The organism is Sphaerisporangium corydalis, from assembly GCF_025506355.1.
In the GTDB taxonomy this organism is placed as follows: Bacteria; Actinomycetota; Actinomycetes; order Streptosporangiales; family Streptosporangiaceae; genus Sphaerisporangium; species Sphaerisporangium corydalis.
On the sequence record NZ_JANZYP010000011.1, the window covers coordinates 38,774 to 62,245 of the forward strand.

The 23,472-nt window shown below is 70.0% G+C and carries 17 protein-coding genes; 10 read left to right on the forward strand and 7 right to left on the reverse strand.

The features are described from left to right. Positions 1-113 precede the first annotated feature (113 nt). From NYZ98_RS10630 to NYZ98_RS10640, 3 genes are all read left to right on the forward strand, one after another. On the forward strand, positions 114-443 hold the full coding sequence (locus NYZ98_RS10630) for a YciI family protein (RefSeq protein ID WP_262842427.1): 330 nt from the start codon (positions 114-116) through the stop codon (positions 441-443). Positions 444-667: 224 nt separating this feature from the next. After that, positions 668-1,741 (forward strand): DUF2855 family protein, encoded by a 1,074-nt coding sequence (locus tag NYZ98_RS10635; RefSeq protein ID WP_262842428.1) that lies wholly within the window; start codon positions 668-670, stop codon positions 1,739-1,741. A 212-nt stretch (positions 1,742-1,953) separates the two neighbouring features. Further along, positions 1,954-2,682, forward strand: coding sequence for a DUF2306 domain-containing protein (locus tag NYZ98_RS10640; RefSeq protein ID WP_262842429.1), 729 nt, complete (start codon positions 1,954-1,956; stop codon positions 2,680-2,682). 99 nt (positions 2,683-2,781) lie between these two features. Here NYZ98_RS10640 and NYZ98_RS10645 read toward each other — a convergent pair whose 3' ends face one another. Further along, complete coding sequence (locus tag NYZ98_RS10645; protein ID WP_262842430.1) at positions 2,782-4,128, reverse strand: extracellular solute-binding protein; 1,347 nt, start codon at positions 4,126-4,128, stop codon at positions 2,782-2,784. 339 nt (positions 4,129-4,467) lie between these two features. On the opposite strand from NYZ98_RS10645, the gene NYZ98_RS10650 reads away from it, so the two are divergent. The 4 genes from NYZ98_RS10650 to NYZ98_RS10665 are packed head-to-tail and all read left to right on the forward strand — an operon-like array spanning position 4,468 to position 8,786. Further along, complete coding sequence (locus tag NYZ98_RS10650) at positions 4,468-6,054, forward strand: FAD-dependent oxidoreductase (protein WP_262842431.1); 1,587 nt, start codon at positions 4,468-4,470, stop codon at positions 6,052-6,054. A 22-nt stretch (positions 6,055-6,076) separates the two neighbouring features. Further along, positions 6,077-7,321 carry a cytochrome P450 family protein gene (locus tag NYZ98_RS10655; protein WP_262842432.1) on the forward strand — a complete coding sequence of 415 codons (1,245 nt, stop codon included), beginning with the start codon at positions 6,077-6,079 and terminating at the stop codon, positions 7,319-7,321. 18 nt (positions 7,322-7,339) lie between these two features. After that, entirely contained in the window at positions 7,340-7,882 is a 543-nt protein-coding gene (locus NYZ98_RS10660) for a dihydrofolate reductase family protein (RefSeq protein ID WP_262842433.1), read from the forward strand. A 22-nt stretch (positions 7,883-7,904) separates the two neighbouring features. Beyond that, entirely contained in the window at positions 7,905-8,786 is an 882-nt protein-coding gene (locus NYZ98_RS10665) for an LLM class F420-dependent oxidoreductase (RefSeq protein ID WP_262842434.1), read from the forward strand. A gap of 254 nt (positions 8,787-9,040) precedes the next feature. Here NYZ98_RS10665 and NYZ98_RS10670 read toward each other — a convergent pair whose 3' ends face one another. Beyond that, positions 9,041-10,273 (reverse strand): acyltransferase family protein, encoded by a 1,233-nt coding sequence (locus NYZ98_RS10670; RefSeq protein WP_262842435.1) that lies wholly within the window; start codon positions 10,271-10,273, stop codon positions 9,041-9,043. Between the two features lie 340 nt (positions 10,274-10,613). Between NYZ98_RS10670 and NYZ98_RS10675 the strand changes: the two genes are divergently transcribed. After that, a complete protein-coding gene (locus NYZ98_RS10675) occupies positions 10,614-11,864 on the forward strand; it encodes an acyl-CoA dehydrogenase family protein (protein WP_262842436.1) in 1,251 nt (416 codons plus the stop codon). Between the two features lie 102 nt (positions 11,865-11,966). Here NYZ98_RS10675 and NYZ98_RS10680 read toward each other — a convergent pair whose 3' ends face one another. Both NYZ98_RS10680 and NYZ98_RS10685 read right to left on the reverse strand, forming a co-directional pair. Then, on the reverse strand, positions 11,967-12,806 hold the full coding sequence (locus NYZ98_RS10680) for a methyltransferase domain-containing protein (RefSeq protein ID WP_262842437.1): 840 nt from the start codon (positions 12,804-12,806) through the stop codon (positions 11,967-11,969). 89 nt (positions 12,807-12,895) lie between these two features. Beyond that, a complete protein-coding gene (locus tag NYZ98_RS10685) occupies positions 12,896-13,726 on the reverse strand; it encodes a methyltransferase domain-containing protein (protein WP_262842438.1) in 831 nt (276 codons plus the stop codon). A 355-nt stretch (positions 13,727-14,081) separates the two neighbouring features. On the opposite strand from NYZ98_RS10685, the gene NYZ98_RS10690 reads away from it, so the two are divergent. Together NYZ98_RS10690 and NYZ98_RS10695 are read left to right on the forward strand one after the other, a co-directional pair. Continuing rightward, on the forward strand, positions 14,082-15,632 hold the full coding sequence (locus NYZ98_RS10690; RefSeq protein ID WP_262842439.1) for a class I SAM-dependent methyltransferase: 1,551 nt from the start codon (positions 14,082-14,084) through the stop codon (positions 15,630-15,632). Positions 15,633-15,684: 52 nt separating this feature from the next. Next, on the forward strand, positions 15,685-17,070 hold the full coding sequence (locus NYZ98_RS10695; protein ID WP_262842440.1) for an FAD-binding oxidoreductase: 1,386 nt from the start codon (positions 15,685-15,687) through the stop codon (positions 17,068-17,070). A 78-nt stretch (positions 17,071-17,148) separates the two neighbouring features. Here the strand turns inward: NYZ98_RS10695 and NYZ98_RS10700 are convergent, their stop codons facing one another. The 3 genes from NYZ98_RS10700 to NYZ98_RS10710 all read right to left on the reverse strand — a co-directional run bounded on the left by NYZ98_RS10700 (position 17,149) and on the right by NYZ98_RS10710 (position 23,164). Beyond that, a complete protein-coding gene (locus tag NYZ98_RS10700; RefSeq protein ID WP_262842441.1) occupies positions 17,149-18,753 on the reverse strand; it encodes a GDSL-type esterase/lipase family protein in 1,605 nt (534 codons plus the stop codon). Between the two features lie 113 nt (positions 18,754-18,866). Beyond that, positions 18,867-21,992 (reverse strand): glycosyl hydrolase family 95 catalytic domain-containing protein, encoded by a 3,126-nt coding sequence (locus NYZ98_RS10705; RefSeq protein ID WP_262842442.1) that lies wholly within the window; start codon positions 21,990-21,992, stop codon positions 18,867-18,869. Between the two features lie 419 nt (positions 21,993-22,411). Beyond that, positions 22,412-23,164: an SDR family NAD(P)-dependent oxidoreductase gene (locus tag NYZ98_RS10710; protein WP_262842443.1), complete on the reverse strand. Its 753-nt coding sequence runs from the start codon at positions 23,162-23,164 to the stop codon at positions 22,412-22,414. Positions 23,165-23,472 lie beyond the last annotated feature (308 nt).

The following is a 23,472-nucleotide window of genomic DNA, read 5'->3' on the forward strand; positions in this document are numbered from 1 at the left end:
ATCAGAAGACGGAAATGGACTCGAACCGTACGATTGTTTCGCCGGTGCGCATCGGCAGGGCGTCGGCCGGTTCACCGCAGGAACAAGACGACAACAATGAGAGGAGAGCCCTTATGGCTCAGTTCGCGATTCTCCTTTACGCTCCGGCCCCCGCCGACTGGTCGGAGGCCCCCGAGGCCGAGCTGGAGGCGCACGGGGTCTTCGCCGGGCAGATCGAGGAGCTCGGCGGCAGCATCGCCGGCGGCTACGCGCTCCACCCCAGCTCGGAGGCCAAGTCCATCCGCAGCGACGGTGTGGTCGACGGCCCGTTCATCGACTCCAAGGAGGTCCTGGGCGGGATCACCGTGATCGAGGCGCGTGACCTCGACCACGCCGTCGAGATCGCCAAGCAGAGCCCCGGCACCTGGCGGGGCGGCGTCGAGGTGCGCGCGCTCCTCGGCTGACCCCCTCCCGCGCCGGCCGTTCCCCGGCCGCGCGGGCGTCGCACGGAATTCGTCGCCGTGGCGGGATTTTCGCCCGCCACGGCGACGTTTCACTTTCCCGGGAAAGTCTTTCCATGGCGGATGAAACACCGGTCGGCATTCCAGAAGATGCCGGACGCGGCGGCCGAGGATAACGATAGGAGTTCCCGACCCGCACCGCAGCGCGCCGAACGAAGGAGACGCCAGTGCCTCAGCCGGACAGATGGGATCTGGTGTTCAAGCGCGACGACCTGACGGTCGCCGAGGTCCTCGCGCCGCCGAGGCCGCGCCTGAAGGAGGGCGAGGTCGGCCTGGCCGTCGAGTCGTTCGGGCTCACGACGAACAACGTCACCTACGCGAGGTTCGTGGAGCCCGGGTTCTCCTACTGGGACGCCTTCCCCGGGCCCGACGGGTACGGGCGGGTGCCGATCTGGGGCTTCGCGCGCGTCGAGGAGTCCCGCCACCCCGACGTCGCCGTGGGCGACCGGTACTACGGCTTCATGCCGATGTCCTCCCACCACGTCGTGGCGCCCGGGCCCTCGGCCCAGGGGTTCGCCGACACCACCGAGCGGCTCCACTACCTGCCGCCGTGGTACTGGACCTACCAGCCCGCGGGGGAGCCCGACGGCCGCGACGACCGCAGGGCCGTCGTCAGGGCCGTCTACCCGGCGGTGTTCAACCTCGCCGGCCTGGCCGAGCGGCAGGCGGCGCTCGGCGCCCGGTCGGTGCTGGTGACCAGCGCGTCGAGCAAGGTCGCCATCGGCCTGGCCCAGCGGCTGGCCTCCCAGGGCTCGGCCCTGGCCACCATCGGGGTCACCTCCGAGGCGAACCGCGCCTTCGTCGAGGGCCTCGGCCTGTACGGCACGGTGATCTCCTACGGCGACCTGCCGTCACTGTCCGCCACCGGGCCCGTCGTGTTCGTCGACCTCACCGGCGACGCGGGCCGGCTGTCCGCCGTGTACGACAGCCTGGCCGGCGACCTGTGCCACACCGTGCAGGTCGGCTTCACCCACCCGGGCTCGGACATCGTCCCGCCGCCGCTGCCCGGCCCCCAGCCGGAGTTCTTCTTCACCCCTCTGGTCGAGGCCCAGGCCATCGAGGAGGAGGGCGCCGGCCCCTACCAGGCCAGGTACACCCAGGCCGAGGACGGGTTCGTCGACAGCACCGCGTCGTGGCTCACCGTCCGGCGGGCCCAGGGCCCCGAGGCCGTCGCCGAGGTCTTCGCCGCCCTGCTCGACGGGAAGCAGCCGCCCGACGTGACCTACGTGTTCCGCCCCTGACCTCGATCTCCCATACCGGACTTCAGGGGCGACTAACGCAATCCAGGAGATGCGCCTGGAACGGTCGAGTGTGACCCTCAGTACAGGTGGAGCAGGTGGACGACTCGACGAGGCCGGTCAGGACTCTCCGGCAAGTCGCACCGTGACAGACCGGACACTTTGTCGCCCGCGACGGCTCGACCCCGGGCTTTGCCGAGCAGGAGGAAGCAACCGTGACCCTTGACACCCACAACGCCGGAGCACCCCCGCGTCCGGCCGGAGAACCGGCCGGGAGCCCGCGTACCCCCGCGTCCCAGACCTCGCCGCGCTTCTGGCGGCGCCCCTGGATCATCCCGCTCCTGCTGGTCGTCGTGGCGTTCCTGTACTACCAGATCAACCCGTACATCCCGGAGAAGACCGCGCCGCTGCCGCCGCACGACGGCTTCGCGATGTACTACCCCCTGCTGGTCGTGCACATCGTGTCCGGCACGCTGGCGATCCTTAGCGCCTGCTTCCAGGTGTGGCCGGCGATGCGCAAGCGCTTCCCCCGCTTCCACCGGGTCAGCGGCCGGGTGTACGTGATCGGCGCCGTCGTCGGCGGCGTGGCGGGCCTGATCCTCGTGCGTTTCGCGCCCCCGATCGGCCAGATCGGCGTCACCCTCTCGACGACCCTGTGGATCGCCACCACCGTGGCCGCGTTCGTGGCCGCCCGCAGGCGCAACTGGGAGCTGCACCGCCGCTTCATGCTCTACAGCTTCGCCCTGGTCATGAACAACCTCTGGGGCGTCTTCATCGTCAACGTGGGAATGGCGCTCAAGCTCGACATCAACTTCACCTACTACCTCGAAGCGGCCCGCTGGATCGGCTGGGTGGCCAACCTCATGCTCGTCCAGTGGTGGCTGTACCACACGGCGGGCCGGCCCCTGGACGTCCCCTCGCGCAAGCGGGTCGTCGCGTCCTGATCGGCACGGTCCCGTGCGGCCTCGCGCCGCACGGGACCAGGACGGCGAAATGGCCGGCAGGCGGTGCGCCTGCCGGCCATCCGGCTTTCCGAAGGATCCCTAGCTGTCGATGAGCAGGCAGTGCGCGGGCCGGGGGCCGGTCGCCAGGCAGAAGGAGCCGTAGTCGTCGAGCAGCCGCGCGGCCTCGGCGGCGACCTCGGTGAACCGGGCGACCGGCTCGGCGCCCCGGCCCATGACGTCCTCCATGGCGTCCATCATGCGGTGCTGGATCTGGGCGAAGTGCCCGAGGATCGCGCCGCTGGCACCGGGCGTGCCGTTCGTCGAGTCGAGCTGCTCGATGGCCACCCGATGGTGCGGGTGCCCGTCGAACCAGCCCTCACGCTCCAGCCGGGCGACCGAGGCGTAGGTGGTGGGCGAGGAGCCGTAGACCTTGTGCCACTCGGCGACGGCCCTCGGGCTGCTCAGGTACTGCATGAACGCCAGCGCGCCGTCCTCGGTGGCCTTGTCCAGCCCGTCGGCCAGCCAGATGCCGTCACCGCCGATCCAGTTCCCCGCCAGGGGGAGATCGCCGTTGTACGGCGTCGGGGTGACCTCGACGCCGAAGCCGCCCTCCTGCCCGGCGCGCACCATGTAGGCGGCGTCGAAGGAGGAGCTCAGCCGGAAGACCACCTGCTGCTCGGCGAACGCCTTGAACGAGCCCGCCCAGTCCTCCACCTGCCCGGTGTACAGGTAGTGGCCGTCCCGGTGCATCCGATGCCACCAGGTGACGTACGACATCATCTCGGGCGAGGCCAGGTCGATGCTCGTGGCCCGCCCGGTCCGCCCGTTGGCGGCGTCGGTGAGCCGGCCGCCGAGCTGGGCCATCGCCTGCTGGAAGAACTTGCCGTCGTTGGCCCAGCTGATGCCGTGGGAGGGCCCGTCGACCAGCTCGGCCACCGCCGCGCACGCGGCCTCGATGCCCTGCCAGGTCCGCGGCACCTCCCGCACGCCCGCCGCGCGCAGCAGCGTCGTGTTGGTGTACATGTGCATCGTCGACAGGGTCAGCGGCATCGCGGCGAAGGAGCCGTCGATGGTGTAGAAGTCGCGGCACGCGGTCACGATGTCGTCGATCACGACCGGGTGGCCGAGGATCTCGTCGCGCCCGCCGATCGCCTTCTCCACCGTGGTGAACAGCGGCCTGCCGTCGGCCGTGAGCGTGTCGCGGGCGAGCTGGCTGGCGCCGCTGTAGTACGACGCGATCGTCGGCGGGCGGCCCGCCAGGGCGGCCTTGGAGACCTCCTCGCCGAGGTTCTGGAAGTAGAAACTGCCGATCTCGATGCGGTACTCGGGATGCAGCTCCTCGAACTCCCTGGCCCGTTCCTTGATGGGGTCAAGGAAGTTCGGGAAGGTGTATTCGGAGAACACGGCGTCGATGACGATTTTGTCGGAGCGGTTCGCCTCACTCACTTGCGCGTCCTTTCATGAGAGCAAGAGGGGTGAGCCCGCGCAGCATGATCGGCCTGGTCACCCCTCCGGGCGGCCAGGCTCGCTAGACGCAGAACTGCCTGATGTCTGAGGCAATGCTCGCCAGCGCCCGGCAGGGCCGCATCTTTGCCGTTGCTGTCTTTTCCGCCGCGCGCGCCCCCACGCGCGGGAACAGCGGAACGGCCGTTCACGGGCCCGGCACAGAGCACATGCGGAGATGACACCCCGGTCGCCCTGCCCGCACGCTGGTGGTAGCCGAGCTGACCATTGACCGGTCGCGCGGGGATGTCGACGCCGCCGGCCGCCACTGGAGGAACGAACATGACCGAGGTACAGAGCCGCGGCTATCCGAACGGCGTGGGGGCCGGCACCGGTCTGTCCGGCGACGCGCGGGGCGGGCACCACCCGGCCTTCGGGCCGTCCACCATCACCCCCGGCGACCCGCGCTACCAGAGCATGCTGCGCGGCACCAACCACCGGTTCGCCGGCAGCCCCGACTACGTGCGCGTGGTCACCTCGACCGAGCAGGTCGTCGACGCCGTGAACGAGGCCGTCGCCTCCGGCCGGCGCATCGCCGTACGCAGTGGCGGGCACGGCCTGGAGAACTTCATCGCCAACCCCGAGGTCAAGGTCCTGCTGGACGTCTCGGAGATGACCGCCGTCTACTACGACAGCGGCAGGCGGGCGTTCGCCATCGAGTCCGGCGCGATGCTGGGCCACGTCTTCCGCGTGCTGTTCAAGGGATGGGGGGTGACCGTCCCCGCGGGCATGTGCCCCGACGTCGGGGTGGGCGGGCACTTCGCCGGCGGCGGCTTCGGCCCCCTGTCCCGCAGCCTGGGCGCGGTCGTGGACTACCTGTACGCCGTGGAGGTCGTGGTCGTCGGCGAGGACGGCACCGCCCGCGTGGTCGTGGCCACCCGCGAGGAGGACGACCCGCACCGCGAGCTGTGGTGGGCGCACACCGGCGGCGGCGGCGGGAACTTCGGCGTGGTGACCCGCTACTGGGTCCGCACCCCGGACGCGACCTCGTCCGACCCGGCCGAGCTGCTGCCGAAGGCCCCCGCCGCGACGCGCACCGGGATGGCCATCTGGTCGTGGGACGGGTTGACCGAGGAGTCCTTCACCACCCTCCTGCGCAACTTCGGGACCTGGTGCGAGAACAACAGCGCCCCCGGCACGCCGCAGGCGAACGTGTTCCCCTACTTCCACGGCACCCACCACTCGACCCCGCCGGGACTGGCGGTCGGCGGGCTGGTGGACGACGGCGTGGACGGCGCCGAGGAGCTGATGACCGCCTTCCTCACCGAGGTCGGCGAAGGCGTCGGCGCCCCGCCGATGATGAGCTTCCAGGACGTCCAGCCGTGGTTGTACGCGGCGGCCTACCCGGGCTACGGCGACCCCGGCAACCCGGGCGTGCGCCGCTTCAAGATCAAGGCGGCCTACCTCCGCAAGGGGTACACCGACCGGCAGATCGCCGCGATCCACCGGCACTTCCGTGCCGAGGAGTACAACCCCACCCAGCTCCTGCTCGTCGGCTACGGCGGCCAGGTGAACACCGTCGCCCCGGATGCGACGGCCACCGCGCAGCGCGACTCGATCCTCAAGGCCGCCTACCTCGGGGCATGGGCGAGCGAGGGGGAGGACGAGACCAACATCGCGCGCATGCGCGACCTGTTCGCCGACGTCTACGCCCACAGCGGCGGTGTCCCGGTCCCGGACGACGTCAGTGACGGCGCCTACATCAACTATCCCGACTCCGACCTGGCCGACCCCGAGCTGAACACCTCGGGGGTGCCGTGGCACACCTTGTACTACAAGGACAACTACCCGCGGCTGCAGCAGGTCAAGAAGCGCTACGACCCGACGAACCAGTTCCGTCACTCCCTGTCGATCAGGCTCCCGGAGTAACCACAAGATCTTGGAGACACCCATGGAACAACGCTGCCCTGTCGCCCTCGACATCACCGGCACGGACATCCACGCCGAGGCCGACAGGCTGCGGGCGCAGGGTGCCGCGACGCAGGTGGAACTGCCCGGCGGCATCCTCGTGTGGTACGTCAGCAGTCACGCCGTCATCCGGCGGATGCTCACCGACCCCCGGGTCACCAAAAGCGCGCGCAACCACTGGCCGGCGTTCCGCAACGGCGAGATCCCGCCGGACTGGGAGCTGATCAGCTGGGTCGCGATGGACAACATCTCCACCTCCTACGGCAAGGACCACCTGCGCCTGCGGCGGCTGATCGGCAAGGCGTTCACCCCGCGCCGCGTCGAGGCGATCCGGCCGCGCATCGTGGAGCTGACCAACCAGCTCCTCGACGGGCTCGCGGCCACCGAGCCCGGTGAGGTGGTGGACCTGCGCGAGCGCTTCTGCTTCCCGCTGCCCGCCCGCCTGGTCGCCGACCTGATCGGCATGTCGGAGGACGCCCTGGCCAAGACGGCCGTCGTCATCGACATGATGGTGGACACCACCGTCAGCCCCGAGCAGGCCGGGTCGATCCTGGCCGGCTGGCGGGACGCGATGGCCGAGCTGATCGCCTCCAAGCGCGCCAACCCGGGCGAGGACATCACCAGCGACCTGATCGCCGCCCGCGACGAGGACGGCTCCCGCCTGAGCGAGGAGGAGCTGACCGACACCATCTTCGCGATCCTGGGCGCCGGCTCCGAGACCACGATCAACTTCCTGGACAACGCCACCACCGGCCTGCTCACCAACCCCGACCAGCGCGAGCTCGTCACCAGCGGGCAGCTGACGTGGGACCACGTCATGGAGGAGACCCTGCGCGTGGAGGCGCCGCTGGCCAGTCTCCCGCTGCGCTTCGCCGCCGACGACATCGAGCTGGACGGCGTCACCATCCCCAAGGGCGACCCGATCCTGATCAACTACAGCGCGGTGGGACGTGACCCGGAGCTGCACGGCCCGGACGCCGGCACCTTCGACATCACCCGCGCCGACAAGGAGCACCTGTCCTTCGGGTTCGGCCCCCACTACTGCCTCGGCGCCGGCATCGCCAGGCTGATCGGCTCGATCGGGCTGTCCACCCTGTTCGAGCGCTTCCCCGAGATCTCCCTGGCCGTGCCGGCGGAGGGGCTGCGGCCGCTGCCGACGTTCATCATGAACGGCCACCGGAGCCTGCCCGTCCTGCTCAGCGCCCGGGTGCCCGCCGAAGCGCACTGACCGGCCGGGGAGACCGCCATGCGGAAAGTGATCCTGGCGATGTTCGTGACGGTCGACGGTTTCATCGAGGGCCCCGACCAGGAGATGGACTGGAACATCGGGAACTTCGACGAGGCGATGGAGGAGTACGCCGACGAGCAGATCGAGGGTGTGGACACCCTCCTGCTCGGACGCAGGACCTACGAGGTCTTCGTCGGGTACTGGCCCGAGCAGACCGGCGCGTTCGCCGACAAGATGAACGGCCTCGAGAAGATCGTCTTCTCCCGCGCGCTGGAGCGGACCGAGTGGGTCAACTCCCGCGTCGCCGCGGACGCCGTCAAGGAGGTCGAGGACCTGAAGGCGCGGCCGGGCGGGCACATGCTGATCTACGGCAGTGCCGAGCTCGCGCAGGGCCTGATGCGGCGCGGCCTGATCGACGAGTACCGGCTGTGGGTCCACCCGATCGTCCTCGGCGCCGGCAGGAGCCTGTTCGGCGACCTCGGCGAGCGGATCGGCCTCACCCTCGCCGAGACCCGGGTGTTCGACACCGGTGTCTGTGTCCTGAGGTACGAGAAGGCATGAGATCGGCCGATGGGAGGCTGACATGAACGTTGGAATGGTGATCGGTGACTTCGCCTGGCAGGGCGGGGCCGTCCGGATGGCGGAGACCCTCGCCGAGATCGGGCAGACCGCCGACGACGCCGGGTTCTCGATCATCGGCGTCGGCGACCACCTCTGGCAGGGCCCCCACGCGGGTGGCCCTGAGGCGCCGCAGCTCGAGTGCTTCACGACGCTCGCGCTGCTCGCGGCCCACACCCGGCGCTGCCGGCTCGCCCCCGTGGTGGCGGGCGTGCACTTCCGGCGGCCAGGACTGCTGGCCAAGACGCTGACGACGCTGGACGTGCTGTCGGGGGGCCGGGCGATGCTCGGCCTCGGCGTCGGCTGGGACGCCGACGAGGCCCGCGGCCTCGGCATCCCCTTCCCCTCCCTGGCCGAGCGTTTCGAGGCCCTGGAGGAGACCGTCCAGATCTGCCTGCGCATGTGGGAGGGCGAGCGCGGCGACGAGCGCCCGTACGAAGGCGAGCACTTCCGGCTGGAGCGCCCGCTGAACCTGCCGCAGAGCCTCACCCGGCCGCATCCGCCGATCATGATCGGCGGCGGCGGCGAGAAGAGGACGCTGCGCCTGGTCGCCCGGTACGCCGACGCGTGCAACCTCTACCCGGGGCCGGACCTGGCCGCCAAGCTCGAGGTGCTGCGCGGGCACTGCGAGACCGAGGGCCGCGACTACGACGCGATCGAGAAGACCGTCATCTTCCCCTTCGACGTCGGCGACGACGGCGCCAAGGCGGGGGAGCTGGCCGGGATGCTGCGCGGGCTCGCCGAGCTCGGCGTCCAGACGGCGCTCGGCATCATCTCCGGCCCCGACCCGGTCCGCACGGTCGAGGTCGTCGGCAAGGACGTCATCCCCGCGGTCGCCGACGCGTAACCCCACCCCGGCGCGCACGCGCCCCCCAGACGACGCCCCGCAAGGTTCCCCCGGCCGGCGGGGCGTCTTGGCGTCCCCGCCCGTTCACGCCGCCCCACGGCCCGCTCACCGCTTCACGATCCCAAGCCGTACGACCTGACGCGCCGCAGGCCCCGGTCCTGGACGAGCCGCAGGCCCCGGTCCTGGACGAGCCGTCCTCTCCCCGGAACACGAAAGAACGCGGGCCGGCCGGCCCGCGTTCTCCGTAGGGGTGGTCAGGAGGCGGTGGTGGGCGCTCCCGTCGCGCCGGCGGTGGCCTCGGCCTTGGGGGCGGAGTCCAGGCCCGAGATGGGCGGCGGGGGAGGCGGGCTCACCGAGTGCCGCGGCCGCTTCTTGGACGAGGCGAACCGCTTCATGATCGGGTCCTCGACCAGCGTGAACAGCAGGTAGGACAGGCCCAGGGTGATCAGGAACAGCACGCCGAGCATGCCGAACCCGGCCGGGGTGCTCCAGCCCTTCGGGGAGCCGAACCACTGGCGGGCGTAGATCAGGATCAGGTAGTGCCACATGTAGAAGGCGTACGACCACTCACCGAGCTTGATCATCGGCCGGCTGCCCAGCCAGTTCGTCCGCCCCTGGGAGTCACGCACGGCCCCGGCGGCGATGATGAGGCCGAGGGGGACGATGGAGGTGGCCACCACGTTGTAGTCCAGCGGGAACAGCGGCGACAGCGCGTAGAGCGCGATGCCCAGCGCCACCGAGCCGCCGAGGCTCAGCGGCAGCTTCCTGCCGGTCATGACGATGCGCGCCATCAGCATGCCGAAGATGAACTCCAGCATCCGGACCGGCGGGAACTGCATGATGAACCACATGGTCGACTCGGTCATGCCGAAGCCGGGGATCGGCGGCTGGGCGGGCAGCAGCTTGGACAGCAGCGGCACCGCGAAGATCACGGCCACGACGGCGCCCGTCCACGCCCAGAGCCGCTCGGGCCTGATCCGCACGATGTAGCGGGCCAGCAGCGGGAAGCAGAGGTAGAACAGCGCCTCACACGACAGCGACCAGGCGGGCGAGTTGAAGGCGATCCGGATGTCCATGGTGGGGAAGTACGCCTGCAGCAGGGCGAAGTGCAGGAACGCCACCTTGCCGTCGATGGCCGTCTTGGCCACCACGCTCACCAGGATCAGGGCCGCGATCAGCGTGATCGCGTAGTTCGGATAGATCTTCAGGAAGCGCCGCCGCAGGAACGTCTTCGGCGTGTCGGTGGAACGCTGGGCGTAGGTCAGGACGAACCCACTCAGGATGAAGAAGTAACAGACGGCCGCCCAGCCGCCCTGCACGACCAGCATCGTGTACGTGCTCGTGAAATCCGCCGACGCGAAAAGGTTCGCACCGAGGGCGTGGGTCAGGAAGACCATCGCCGCCGAGATGAACCGCATTCCGGTCAGCGACGGCAATCGGGATGGCAGGGCCACCGGACGGGAACCGACGGGTTTCGTTAACTCCACCAATGTGACGCACCTTCTCAGCTCTGGCCGGTTCTGACTCGATCGAGGGGGGCGGTCGGCAGCCTCAGGGGTGGTGAGCGAGCCGCCGTGCATCGACCGGCAGGACTAGACCATTACATTCCGGTGGTCCGGTCGCATTTTCCAAAGTGCGCTCTTGCCCGCGCGGCACGCGCGCGAAGGTCACTCCGCACTCCAGGAGATGCCCCGCGCGGCCGGTGGGGGCGACGCTGAACGCATGGGCGGATGTGAAGGTGAGGCCGCGAGGGGCGGCGCCGCGCTTGAGGGAGTAACAGGCACCACTGTCCCCGCCAACCATTCGAGATAAAGGACCTGCGCAGCGATGGCAGTCACGAATGTCTCCGAATACGGAGTCGTATTCCACCCCGAAACCGCGCCGACGAAGGCCGAGATCATCGCCCGGGCCGAGGCCATCGCCCCGACCCTTGTCGCGCGCCAGGGCGAGACCGAGGAGCGCACCTTCTACGCCCAGGACACCCACGAGGAGTTCCTGCGCGCCGGCTTCTACCGGATCCTGGTCCCGCGCCGCTACGGCGGGCTGGAGCTCGGCATCGACACCTTCATGCGGGTGGTGATGGCGCTCACGCGGGGCTGCCCGTCGACCGGGTGGATGTACTGCCTCGGCCACGCGCACGCGCTGGTCGTCGCCTCGCTGTTCGACGACCGCACCCAGGCCGAGATCTTCGGCGACGGCGACTTCATCGCCCCCGCGACGGTGATGCCCAGCGGCACCGCGGCGCGCACGCCCGCGGGCGACTGGGTGCTCAACGGCACCTGGAACTACTGCTCCGGCTCGCCGTACGCGACGCACTTCATCGGCCACACCCTGGTGTCGCCCGCCGAGGGCGAGCCGCCGGCGCCGATGCTGTTCATCGCCCCGCGCAGCGAGTGGACGCGCCTGCACGACTGGGGCAAGCAGCTCGGCCTCAAGGGCAGCGGCTCGCACAGCATCACCATGCTGGACGGGATCGTCCCGTCGAACTTCACGCTGAACAGCCACATCAGCCAGATCAGCGTCACCGCCGGGACGCCCGGCCGTGACCTGCACGGCAACCCCGAGTACGGCGGCGGCCAGCTCAGCTTCATGGTCATCGAGGACGCCGTCCTGGCCGTCGGCATGGCCAAGGGCGCGCTCGACGCCTACGAGGACCTGATGCGGACGCGGACCACCGCGTTCCCGCCGTCCATGGGCCGCGCCGAGGCGCCCGACTACCAGTACTGGTACGGCAAGGCCGCCGGCATGATCGCCACGGGCGAGGCCGCCATCCTGAACGCCGTCCAGCAGTGGCGCGACACCTGCGCGCTGGGCCCGTCGGCGGTCACCCAGGAACACGAGATGCGGATCGCGTCCATCTGCCACGAGGTGGTCGACCTCTGCTGGCACGCCGTCGAGAGCTACCTGTTCCCCACCGCCGGTTCGAGCGCGGTCCGCCAGGGCGAGCGGATCGAGCGCGTGTGGCGGGACATGTCGATGTTCCACAGCCACGCCGGCTTCGCCGTCTTCCTGTCCACCATCGCGAAGCGCGAGCTGGCCAAGGCGCGGTTCGGGGTCGGCGACGACGCGCACGCGTGAGGTCGCCGACCGGTCACCGGTCCCTGCCGGCCGCGCCCATCGATGACGCTGGGCGCGGCCGGCAGAGCATTTCGTCCCTCGTCCACCGGCCGCCGGGAGCGGTCAGGCCGGCTTGCGCGCGACCGCGATGAGGTACCCCATCTGCGGCAGCAGCCCGATCGGGTTGCGGAACACCTCCAGCAGCCCGGCGACCTCCGGGCCGAAGCGCTCCACCATCTCCTGGTACCGCTCGTTCACCGCGTCGTACACCCGCCACGCGGTCTTCCTGGTGTTCTCGCTCACGTCGAGCAGCTCGTCCAGCTCCAGGCCGGCCTCGGCCACCAGGGCCCGGTACTCGGCCTCGGGGAGCAGGGGGCTGGAGTGCATCTCCTCCAGGTGCTCGCGCACCGTCCGCTCGTCGGCCTCGTCCAGCGGGCCGTGCCGCAGCAGGTCGGTGATGACGATCCGGCCGCTCGGCCGCAGCACCCGGCGCAGTTCGAGCAGGGTACGGGAACGGTCCATGTGCATGAGCGCCTCGAAGACCCACACGACGTCGAAGGCGTCGTCGTCGTAGGGCAGGGAGAGCACGTCGGCGAACTCGAAGGTCACGCGGCCGGCCAGGCCGAGGGCCGCGGACCGGCGGTTGGCCTCGTCGATCTGGGCCTGGTTGTTGGAGACGCCCACGACCTCGGCGGGCGAGATCCCGGCCAGGCGGAACGCGGAGGTGCCGATGCCGCAACCGACGTCCAGCACCCGCCCGCCCCGCCCGAGCCCGGACTTCTCGATGAGCAGGTCGGTGAGCCGGTCGGTGGCGACCTTGTTCGAGCTCTCGTCGTCCTCGGAGAGCCAGTAGCCGTGGTGGAAGTTGTCGTCCCACAGCTCGACCAGTACGAGGTTGGAAACGTCGTAGTAGTCGGAGGTGCCCTCCGGGGCGGGCGAGGTCTGTTCTGTACCCGTTGTCATGTCAGCTCCACTGATGGTGCGTCGGGAGTGCGGTACGGGTACGGCAACGGAATCCACGGGGGATAGGGGTGCTCCAGCGTGGCGCCTGCTCAGTGCCGGGGTTTGCGCGCCGAGACGATGACGTACCCGATCTGGTGTTTTCTCGGGGCGAAGAACCCGAGATGCCTGCGGGAGAACTCCGCGATCGCCTCTTCGCCGAACTTCGAGACGATCGTGTCGCGCTGGTCCATCGCGGCCTTGATGTACTTCGACTTCATCCCGAAGACCCTCGGGCCGCACTGCGTGTACTCCTCGACCTCGAAGCCGGCGTCCCGCGTGTGCTCCAGCCATTCGGCCAGGGTCGGCAGTTCGCGCAGCTTGAGGGTGTCCATGAACTTCGCGACCCGCTCGGGGTCGGAGGCCGATTCCAGGCTGAAGTCGGAGAACGAGATCCGTCCTCCCGGCCGCAGCACCCGGAACAGCTCACGGAGCACCTGGCCGATGTCCTGCGCGTTCTGCAGCGACTCCAGGGCCAGCACCGCGTCGAACGAGTCGTCGGGGTAGGTGAGGTCCATGTAGTCGCCGTACTCGAACGTCGCGAGGTCGCTCACCCCGACGGCGGCCGCACGCTCCTTGGCCTTGTCGATCTCGAAGGCGCTCACCGTGATGCCGGTGACCTGGGCGCCGAACGTCTTCGCGGTGTACACCGCCGTCTCGCCCGGCCCGCATCCCGCGTCGAGGAGACGGTCGCCGGGGCGCAGCCCGAGCGTGTCGGTCACCTTGCGGCTGATCCGGTGGACGGCGTCCTTCAGCGGGGTGTCGTCCTCGTTGTCGTACCAGTACCACATGTGGAGCTGGCCGTTGCGGAACTCGTCCCCGATGGGGGAGCGCTCGTCGTAATGCGTGCCGATATCGGCCGGGTCGATCAGTTCCCTGGTCATGAAATTGGTCACTCCAATCGAGCGGCTTCGCACGCCGTACCGAACCGAGGAAACGCGACGCGACCGGAATCGCGCACCATGTCGCCTATCGTGGGCGCCGTTCGGCCCGTTCGCATCTTTATGGTTGCGGTGCCGCCGCCCCGCCCGGCGGCGGCGCCCCCGCTAAGCACGTTCGGAGAAGACGGCCGGGGCGGCCGGTGCGAAGCTTTTACAAACGGATTTTCTGCCGGAAGCGCGGAGTGAGCTGGGCCGCTCATGCGGCCATTTGGCGGTGCACCTGGGCGCGGTCGACGCGCGGCTGCGAAATGAGCCGCGCGGACTCACCCCTTCCTCCCTTTCGTGAAAGGACGCGCACATGAGTGTTTCCACTACGCCGCTGACCGTCGCCGACCTGTTGACCGACTTCGACGGCGCGGCGCCCGACGAGCTCGACGCGGAGTACCAGCGGCTGGTGGGCGCGCTGTGGAACGACGGAGAGCTGACCGATGAGGCCCTGGCCGCGACCCCCCTGCTCGTGGCGCACCTGGACCAGGTCGACGACGGCCGCAAGGGCTACCTGCTCGTCCTGCTCGGCCTGCTGGCCGAGGCCGAGTACCCCGTCGCCGGCGAGGTGGTCGCGGCGGTCCGTCAGGGGATGGACCGGTACCTGGAGCTGCTCGGCGCCGCCGTCAACGGGACGCCGCTGACCCTGGCCCTGCTGTACCTGGTGTCGCACTTCCCCGCCGACCGCGAGCGCGTCCTGGCCGCCGCCGAGCACCTTGAGCTGGAGCCGGGCGACCAGACCCGGCTGGAGCGCGGCGTGCGCGAGCTGGACCCCGCCGACCCCGACCTCGGCCGCGTCTGGCCCTCCCCGTCGGTGTGGAAGCTGACCGACGCCGAGCGCGAGTTCGACAAGGAGTGGATCCGCGGCCTCACCCCCGCGCAGATCGCCAAGAACTGGGAGAACGACACCCGGACCATGCTGGGCTACTCGGGCGCCATGGCGTACTGGGCGGTGCGGTACGGCGTCCCGGTGGAGATCCCCGGCGTGGCCGCGGCCGCCGGCGCCGCCGCGGCGCCCGCCGCCGAGCTCGGCGCGGACACCTTCGGCCAGTACGACGACGCCCTGCGCTGCCCGGCCTGCAAGGGCTCGCTGGAGTTCGGGGACGACAAGGTCCGCTGCGCGAGCTGCTCGGTGACCTACCCGATCGCGCGCGGCATCCTGGACCTCGCCGAGGGCGTGAGCGAGGACGTCTCGGACGTCACGCACGAGGCCACCTCCGACCTGCTGCAGAAGCTCGCGGAGATGCCGAGCATGGGCCTGTACTACGAGTCCGTCCTGCGGCCGGCCTACCTGCGCATCGCCGGCGCCAACTGGGGCGGCGCGGTGACGCCCGGCGACGAGGACGACTACGTGGCCGAGCACATCGCCCCGGTCGACGGGCCGGTGCTCGACCTCGCGGCCGGCGCGGGCCGGTGGACCGCCATCGTGGCGCGGACGGTCGGCGCGGACCGGCTGATCGCGCTCGACATGGGCCTGCCGATGCTGACCGTGCTGCGCGAGAAGCTGCCGGCGGTGCCCGCGGTCCGGGCCAGCGCCCTGGACATCCCGTTCGAGGACGCCAGCTTCGGCGCGGTGAACTGCTGGAACGCCCTGCACGCCTTCCCCGACGACGCGGCCACGGCCATCTCCGAGGTGGGCCGGGTGCTGCGGCCTGGCGGCACGTTCACGATGATGACCTTCGTGTTCGACTCCGACCCGATCGCCCGCTACTTCCAGGAGTCCCACTTCTTCCCGAGCCGCCCCGAGGGCATGCTGCTGTTCACCGAGGTGGAGCTCCGGCGGTGGCTGGCCGACGCGGGGATGTCGGTGCGTGACTACTCGGGCCCCGGCTGCTTCGCCTACGTCACCGCCGTACGGGACTGACCGGCCCGCGACGCGTGACCGTGCCGACGATCGACCTGGAGGCCATCCGCTCATGACCACAGTCAGCGACCGGGACACGGGCATCGCGCTTCCCGGCGAGCCCGCGTACGAGGCCGCGACCCGGGTCTTCAACCTGATCGCGCCCGCCGAGCCGTTCGCGGCGGTGACGGCGCGCACGGTGGAGGACATCAGGTCCGCGCTGCGCTTCGCCGCCGCCGAGCGGCTGCCCGTGCGCGTCCACACGACCGGGCACGCGTCCGCGACCGCGCGCCCGATGCCGGACGCCCTGCTGATCAGGACGCGGCTGGCGGGGGCGGTCGAGATCGACGCCGCCCGCCGCTTGGCCCGCGTCCCGGCGGGGACCCCGTGGGGCGCGGTCGTGGCGGCGGCGTCGGCGCACGGGCTGACCCCGCCGCACGGCTCGTCGCCGGACGTCGGGGTCGTCGGCTACCTGCTGCGCGGCGGCATGAGCTTCTACAGCCGCAAGGTCGGGCTGGCCGTCAACAGCGTCCGCGCGATCGAGCTGGTCACGGCCGGCGGCGACCTGCTCAGGGTCGACGCCGACACCGACCCCGAGCTGTTCTGGGCGTTGCGCGGCGGCGGCGGGGGCTTCGGCGTCGTGACCGCCGTCGAGATCGCCCTGTTCCCGGTGGCCAAGGTCATCACCGGCGCCGCGTTCTGGCCGGCCGCCGACGCCCCGGCGCTGCTGCGGGCGTGGCGCGCGTGGACCGAGAACGCGCCGCCCGAGGTGGCGACGTCCGCGCGGGTGATGAACCTGCCCGCGCTGCCCGAGGTGCCGCCCGTGCTGGCCGCCGGGCCGGTGCTGTGCGTGGACGGGGTGATCCTGGTCGAGACCGGCGCCGACGTGGCCGCCGCGCAGCGGGACGCCGACGAGCTGCTCGGGCCGCTGCGTGCGCTGGCCGACCCGGTGCTGGACGGCTGGGAGCTGACCGGGCCCGCCGGGGTGCTGGAGTCGCACATGGACCCCTCCGACCCGGTCGCCATCGTGGGCGACCACATGCTGCTCGGCGAGATCGGGGACGACGGCGTCGAGGAGCTGCTGCGCGTGATCGGCGCCGGGTCCGGCTCGCCGCTGATCACCGCGGGTCTGCGCCAGCTCGGCGGCGCCTACGCGGTGCCCGACCCCGAGGGCGGCGCGCTCACCCATCTCGACGCCAGGTACGCCTACTCGGGGGCGGGGGTGCCGGGCGGGCCGCTCACCAAGGAGGCGATCCAGGAGCACTGCGCCCGGGTGCGCGCCGCGCTGGCGCCGTGGGACACCGGCAGGACCGCGCCCACCTTCGTGGAGAGCCACGCCCAGCCCCAGGGGCACCTGGACGCCGCCCAGGTGGCCAGGGCGGACGAGGTGCGCCGCCGCGTCGACCCCGAGGGCCGGTTCCGCGACGACATCATGCGCAACTCCACCGCCCTGACCTGACCGGTCCGGGCCGGACGGAAATCGTGACGCCCGCGATTCCGGCGCCAGGTGGCGTCGGAACCGCGGGCACCGGTCCGGCTAGCTGGTGACGAGGTCGAACGACTCCCACGGGCCGACGGCGGCGCGGTTGGCGATCAGCGGCTGGGCGCCGCCGCCGTCGGCGCAGACGTACTTGCCGTTGACCTGCGCCTTGAGGCTGTAGGTGCCGTCGGAGTTACGCAGGAGCTGGAAGGTCTCCCACGACCCCGCCGAGGCGCGGTTGGCGATCAGGGGCTGTGCCCCGGCGGCCTCGGCCGAGACGAACTGGCCGTTGCTCCTGGCCTTCAGGGCGAAGTTCCCGTTGCCCAGGTTCACCTGCTCGAACTGCTGGGCCGTGCCGGCGCTCGCGCCGTTGGCGATCAGCGCCGACCCGTTGGGGGCGGTCACGAACAGGCCGTTGGCCCGCGAGCGCAGGCTGATCTGCGCGGGGACGGGGGTGGTGGTCCCGCCGAACCAGCCCAGGTCGACGGCGTTCGCGATGGCCTGCAGCCCCGCCTCGTTGGGGTGCAGGTGGTCGCCGGTGTCGTAGGCGGGCAGGAACATGGTCGGGTTGCCCGGGTCCCGGGTCGCCACGTCCGCGTCGAGCACCGCGTCGCACCCGCTGCCCGAGCCACGCACGAAGTTGTTGTACGCGACCCGCTGGTCCTCGGCCGACTGGTTCCAGCCGCCCGACCCGCGGAACGGGGTCAGCGTCGCGCAGATGAACTTGATGTTGCGCGCGTGGGCGCGGCTGATCAGGTCCTTGGCGGCGTTGATCAGTGAGGTCGCCGAGGGCGGCGGGTTGGAGGAGCCCAGGTCGTTGATCGGGTCGTCGGTGAAGATCACCCAGCGGGCGTCCGGCTGGTTGAGCACGTCACGGTCGAAGCGGTGGGGAGCGCTCTGCCCGGCGCCGTCGGCCAGCAGCCGGTTGCCGCTGATGCCCTGGTTCAGCACCCCGACCGTGCGGCCGGAGTCGATGAGCCGCGAGGCCAGCCGGTTGGGCCAGCGGTGGTTGGCGTTGTTGGCCGACCCCACGCCGTCGGTGATCGAGGCGCCCAGCGTGACGACGGCGCCCTGCGAGGCGGCGTTCTGCACGTCCACGTTGGCCAGGAAGTAGTAGCTGCCGGTCTGCTGCGCGCCCGAGAGGGAGGCGTTGCCGCTGACGTCGCCCGAGGCGATGTAGTTGGTCTGCGTCGCGGTCTGGTGGTAGGTGGCGGGGCCGGTCGGCGAGGGCAGGTAGACGCTGACCACGATGTCGGCCTGCGCCGGGACGGTGAAGGCGATCTGGTCGCTGACCGCCAGGCCGCCGGCGGCGACGGTGACCGACCGCTGGCCGCCGAAGGTCACCACCCGGTCGGTCGCGAGGTCGACGCCCGAGTCGGAGGTGCGGCGGGCCACGTGGACGTCGTCGAAGGTCACGGCCTGGTTGCCGAAGGCGTTCGACAACTGGATGCGGGCCGAGGTGCCGCCGATGCTGGTGTGCACGACCTGCCGGATCGTCTGCCGGTTGAAGGTCGTGCCGCTGTTCTGGGGCGAGGCGGCCCAGGTGCCGGTCCAGGTGGCGGCGGCGGCCGGGGAGGTGGTGGTCACGGCGCCGAGGGCCGTCAGCAATATGGCCATCAGCGTCGCCACCAGGAAGGGACGGGGAACGGCTGCTCGTGTCATGGGTTCTCCTGCGAGGGGTTCGGCCGGGAACCGGACCCGGCGGGCACGAGGTGCCCGCCGGGTGAGGGTCGCCGAGGTGCTATCTGGTGATAAGGCGCGGAGGCCCGGATGGTTCAGGTCGTGACGAGGTCGAATGACTCCCAGGGGCCGATCGAGGCGCGGTTGGCGATCAGCGGCTGGGCGCCGCCGCCGTCCGCGCAGACGTACATGCTGTTGACCTGGGCCCTGAGGCTGACGGTCCCGTCGGAGTTGGTGACGAGCTGGAAGGTCTCCCAGGCCCCCGCCGACGGGCGGTTGGCGATCAGGGGATTGGCCCCGGCGTTCTCCGCCGAGACGAACTGGCCGTTGCTCCTGGCCTTCAGGGCGATGTTGCCGCCGCCCAGGTCGACCCGGTCGAACTGCTGGCCGGTCCCGGCGCTGGAGCCGTTGGCGATCAGCGCCGACCCGCTCGGGGCGGTGACGAACAGGTTGTTGGCCTTGGACCGCAGGCTGACCGCGCCCGAGCTGGACGTGGTGAGGACGCGCAGGGCGTCGACCATGCCGACCGAGGTGGTCTTGTTGACGATCCTGATCGTGTGCTGGCCGCTGGCCAGCCCGGTCTTCCTGTACACGACCTGCTGGACCTGCCGGCCGCCGGACACGTTCAGGTTCACGTTCTGCTGCAGGACGTTGTCGATGTAGACGTCGACGTTGCCCATGTCGCTGAAGCGTTCCGACAGGTACTCGACGCCGGTGCCGGTGAAGGTGTACTGCGCGGCCGCGCCGACGACGGTGCTGTGGTGGGTGTCGTCGTTGTAGTCGCCGTAGCCCCGGGCGGTGGTGAGGTTCCAGCCGGAGTCGTAGGTGAGCAGGGTGTCGTTCACCAGCCCGGGGGACGACGACGAGCCGAGGCCCAGGGTGGAGGCGGTGCCGCTGAGCGCCTTGGAGCTCTGGTTGGCGGTGCCGGTCAGCCGGGTCGAGGTGTAGGAGCTGAGCGGCTTGGCGGTCCGCTCCACCACGTAGACGGCGTTCGTGGCGGTGGCGAAGGAGATCTCGGAGGTGGAGGCGGTGGTCACGATGGAGTTGTCGGAGGTGCGGCGGACGCGCACCTGCTGGGTGCCCCACGGGTTGACCACGGTCGCCTGCTTGGCGTACAGGCTCTTGAGCCCGACGTACTTGATCTCGCCGGCCTCACGCTCGGAGCTGACCAGGAAGCCGTCCTTGGCCAGCAGGGTGAACTTCCCGACGAAGGAGGAGTCGCCCGGCACGGCAGGGAAGACCCGGATCTTGTTGTTGTAGCTCTGCATGAGCGACTCGTTCATCGCCGTCAGGTGCACGCCGAGGTACTCGAAGACGCCGTTGGTGTTGTTGGTCATGCCGTTGGAGTAGTTCTGGTACTTCTGCAGCATCGTCTTCATGCCCTGGTAGGCCTGGTCGCCGAGGCCGAGGCGGGCCGCCTGGACGGCGTCGTTGGCCCAGACGTTGCCGTAGGGGAAGGGCCGGGCGTTCCAGGTGTTGACCGCCGTCTGGTAGTCGGGGAAGCCGATGCCGGTGACGTCGTAGGGCCAGATGAGCTCGGACGAGACGTTCTCGTTGTTCCTGGTCTGCGAGATCGGCGGCTGGTGCGGCTGGTAGGCGCCGTTGGCGACCTGGTAGGGCACCAGGTGGTCGAGCACGTTCTGCCAGCCGGACCGCAGGCCGCTGTCCACTCCGAGCTGCGTGCTGGCCTGGATGGTCAGCGGGAAGATGCTGCGCACGGCGGCCAGGTCGGTGATGGCGTTCCGCACGTTCCAGTAGGTCTCGTGGGAGTTGGAGTTGGCCATGTAGTACGTGTTGTTGCTGGTGTCGTGGGTCAGCATGGCCGAGTAGAACTTCGCCGTCTCGCGCATGAACGGGTAGGCGACGTTACTCAGGTAGTTCTGGTCGTTGGTGTAGCGGTACCGCATGTACATGTTGTAGGCGGCCTCGTACCCGGTGGACAGGATGTTCTTGGTGTAGTCGCTGCCCACCGTGCCGCGCGCGTTGCCGTCCCAGCCCATGGTCTCCGGCACCCACAGCCCGTCGACGCCGTACCTGGTCTGTGTGTACGACTTCAGCGCGTTGTAGTTACGGCTGTAGAGCTTGTTGAAGCCGTCCATCAGGTCGGTGTGGTTGGAGGCCAGGAAGGAGTTGTAGACGTCGCGCTGGTTCCAGTACCAGTACGCGTTGCTCCACTTCGTGGCGTCCTGGGTGGCGCGGAACACCCCGTTGATGAAGTGCAGGGGGTAGTTGCCGTAACCGCCGGCCGCGATCATGTACGTGCTGAGGTAGTACACGTTCTCCATGTAGTCCGCGTCGCGCGAGCCGTTGGAGTACTGGACGAAGGACTTGCCCCAGAACGAGTGCCACCAGTTGCGGTAGTTGGTGTACGTGGTGGAGTAGCCGGTGCCCTTGGTCGAGGAGAGCTGGTTCTTGGCCTGGGTCACCGAGTCGCGGTTGGGGGCGTTGATCCGGCTGGCCGCGGTGAGCCAGATGGTGTAGCTGGAGGTGGGCGTGATGTTCAGCCGCACCTTGCGCCCGTCCACGACCTGCGTGGTGTAGCTCGCGCCCTCGACGGTGGCGGCGAGGGTGTAGCCGAAGCCGTTGGCGTCGGTCTGCCCCCGGCTCAGCCCGGCGCTGGCGGAGTCGGCGTAGGTGGAGATCGTCTTCCAGGTGTTCAGGTCGGGGACGTCACCGCTGTTGGTGACGGTCGCCGGGTCCCACATGCTCAGGTCGAGCGCCACGCTGGAGACCCCGCCGCGGCTGTCGTCGACGTGGATGCCCATGACCTCGGAGTTGGGCGAGCCCATGATGGTGACGGTCCGGTTGGAGTCGTACTTGGTGGTGAGGGTGCCGTCGTACAGGTTCAGCCGCTGCTGGTAGGTCGTGTAACTCGTGTCCATGCCGGGGTTGGAGTACAGGTTGACCAGCCCGGCCGCGAAGGCCGACTGCTGCGACAGGTCGGTGCCCGACACCTGCATCGTCAGGCCGTTCTGGTTCCACACCATGGCGCCGGTCTTGCCGTTGCCGACGGTGAGCCCGTAGAGCGGGTTGGTGTTGGGCCTGTTGTAGACGATGTCGTGTTTCGACATGTAGCCCTGGTAGTCCACGTTGAGCGCGCCGGCCGCCTGGTCGAAGGCGGCGTCGGTCGTCGAGGCCAGGGCCGGCGAGGCGGCACCCGCGGTCAGCAGACCGGCGGCTAGCGTCAGCGGAGGCAGGCAGTGTAACAGCCTCTTCAACATGGTCTTCCTCTCCTGCGGCCGGCCACCCTCACCGCGCTGAGGCATGACCGTGCGGAGCAGGCACGCTGCCATCGCTCGGCCGCGCAGGCGGGGGGTGGTGAACGGAGCCGCGGCGATCCCTGGACCAAGAGGCCGCACAGCTCCGGTTTCAGACTGTCAGGCGCAGTTAACATTGGATGTCTTCCGACGTCAATAGGGGACCGGACGTCGGAATGACCCAACAAAACCCAACAGAATCGCGCAGAAAAAAAGGAAAATGACCGGCAAACAGGGACTTCTCCCTGCTAGCCGGTCGGAATCATCTCGATGGAGCGGTCCGGTATACCTCCGATGTATCGGCTCTCTGTGGAGGGAAGGACCCTCACGGCGCCTGGACGGCCTGGGAGCGCGGGCGGCCGGCGGGCGCCTGGTGTCCTCGCCTACAGCGGGACGGAGGTGGTCAGGCCGCCGTCGACGACGAGCTCCTGGCCGGTGATGTACGACGAGCGGGACGACAGCAGGAAGAACGCGGCGTCGGCGACGTCCTCGGCGCTGCCCAGGCGGCCGAGCGCGACCTGGCTGCGGCACTGCTCCTGGGCCTCCTCGGTGCTGGAGATGGCCGTGAACATGTCGGTCACGATGTAGCCGGGGCTCACGGCGTTGACCCGGATGCCCCGCGCGCCGAGGTCGGGCGCCAGGGTGCGGGTGAGGTTGATCACCGCGGCCTTGGTGGCGGCGTAGACCGACGTGAAGGCCAGGCCCTTGTGCGCCAGCCACGACCCGTTGATCACCACGGCGGACCCGTCCCGCAGGAGGGGGAGGGACTTCTGGATGGTGAAGTAGACGCCCTTGAGGTTGATGCCGACGATCCCGTCGAAGTCCTCCTCGGTGACGAACGCGCTCAGCCCGAACGAGGCGACGCCCGCGTTGGCGAAGACGCCGTCGAGCCCGCCGAAGCGCTGCTCGATCTCCGAGGCGAGACGGTCGAGGTCGCCGGTCTGGGACACGTCGGCGGGGACGGCGAGGACGCGGTCGTCGGCGTCCAGGCCCTTGGCGGCGGTGGCGAGGCGCTCCTCGCTGCGGCCGGCGAGCACCACGCGCGCGCCGGCGTCCACGAGCCGCTGTGCGGTGGCCAGGCCCATGCCGCTGCCGCCACCGGTGATCAGTACGGTCTTGCCTTCAAACTCGGTCATGCGAGTCAGCGTCACATTCACCGCCGCGGGTTACATCTCCTGAATTGCGGTGTTCCTTGGAAAGGGCGGACGAGTTCCTTCGGTAGTGGTGCTTCCGGGGTCACAGAACAGCATTCCGAAAGATGCGTCACGACGCGGCCGGGCGTGACGATGTAGCCGTGCTGATCGGCGGAACCACCATTTTCCCCTGAACAAAGGAAAGTTCATCCGTACCCACTCGCGGGTCGTTGTCCCCTGCACCGGCGGACCGGTACCGGGCTGAACGCCGGCGCCTCGCCCGGATATTCCGGCGGGCGGTGTCCGCCACT

Bases quoted from the DNA above. Each gene is read 5' to 3' on its own strand.
- NYZ98_RS10630 (WP_262842427.1), top strand. From the start codon at position 114: ATGGCTCAGTTCGCGATTCTCCTTTACGCTCCGGCCCCCGCCGACTGG.
- NYZ98_RS10650 (WP_262842431.1), top strand. From the start codon at position 4,468: ATGACCGAGGTACAGAGCCGCGGCTATCCGAACGGCGTGGGGGCCGGC.
- NYZ98_RS10655 (WP_262842432.1), top strand. From the start codon at position 6,077: ATGGAACAACGCTGCCCTGTCGCCCTCGACATCACCGGCACGGACATC.
- NYZ98_RS10660 (WP_262842433.1), top strand. From the start codon at position 7,340: ATGCGGAAAGTGATCCTGGCGATGTTCGTGACGGTCGACGGTTTCATC.
- NYZ98_RS10665 (WP_262842434.1), top strand. From the start codon at position 7,905: ATGAACGTTGGAATGGTGATCGGTGACTTCGCCTGGCAGGGCGGGGCC.
- NYZ98_RS10675 (WP_262842436.1), top strand. From the start codon at position 10,614: ATGGCAGTCACGAATGTCTCCGAATACGGAGTCGTATTCCACCCCGAA.
- NYZ98_RS10680 (WP_262842437.1), bottom strand. From the start codon at position 12,806: ATGACAACGGGTACAGAACAGACCTCGCCCGCCCCGGAGGGCACCTCC.
- NYZ98_RS10685 (WP_262842438.1), bottom strand. From the start codon at position 13,726: ATGACCAGGGAACTGATCGACCCGGCCGATATCGGCACGCATTACGAC.
- NYZ98_RS10690 (WP_262842439.1), top strand. From the start codon at position 14,082: ATGAGTGTTTCCACTACGCCGCTGACCGTCGCCGACCTGTTGACCGAC.
- NYZ98_RS10695 (WP_262842440.1), top strand. From the start codon at position 15,685: ATGACCACAGTCAGCGACCGGGACACGGGCATCGCGCTTCCCGGCGAG.
- NYZ98_RS10700 (WP_262842441.1), bottom strand. From the start codon at position 18,753: ATGACACGAGCAGCCGTTCCCCGTCCCTTCCTGGTGGCGACGCTGATG.
- NYZ98_RS10705 (WP_262842442.1), bottom strand. From the start codon at position 21,992: ATGTTGAAGAGGCTGTTACACTGCCTGCCTCCGCTGACGCTAGCCGCC.
- NYZ98_RS10710 (WP_262842443.1), bottom strand. From the start codon at position 23,164: ATGACCGAGTTTGAAGGCAAGACCGTACTGATCACCGGTGGCGGCAGC.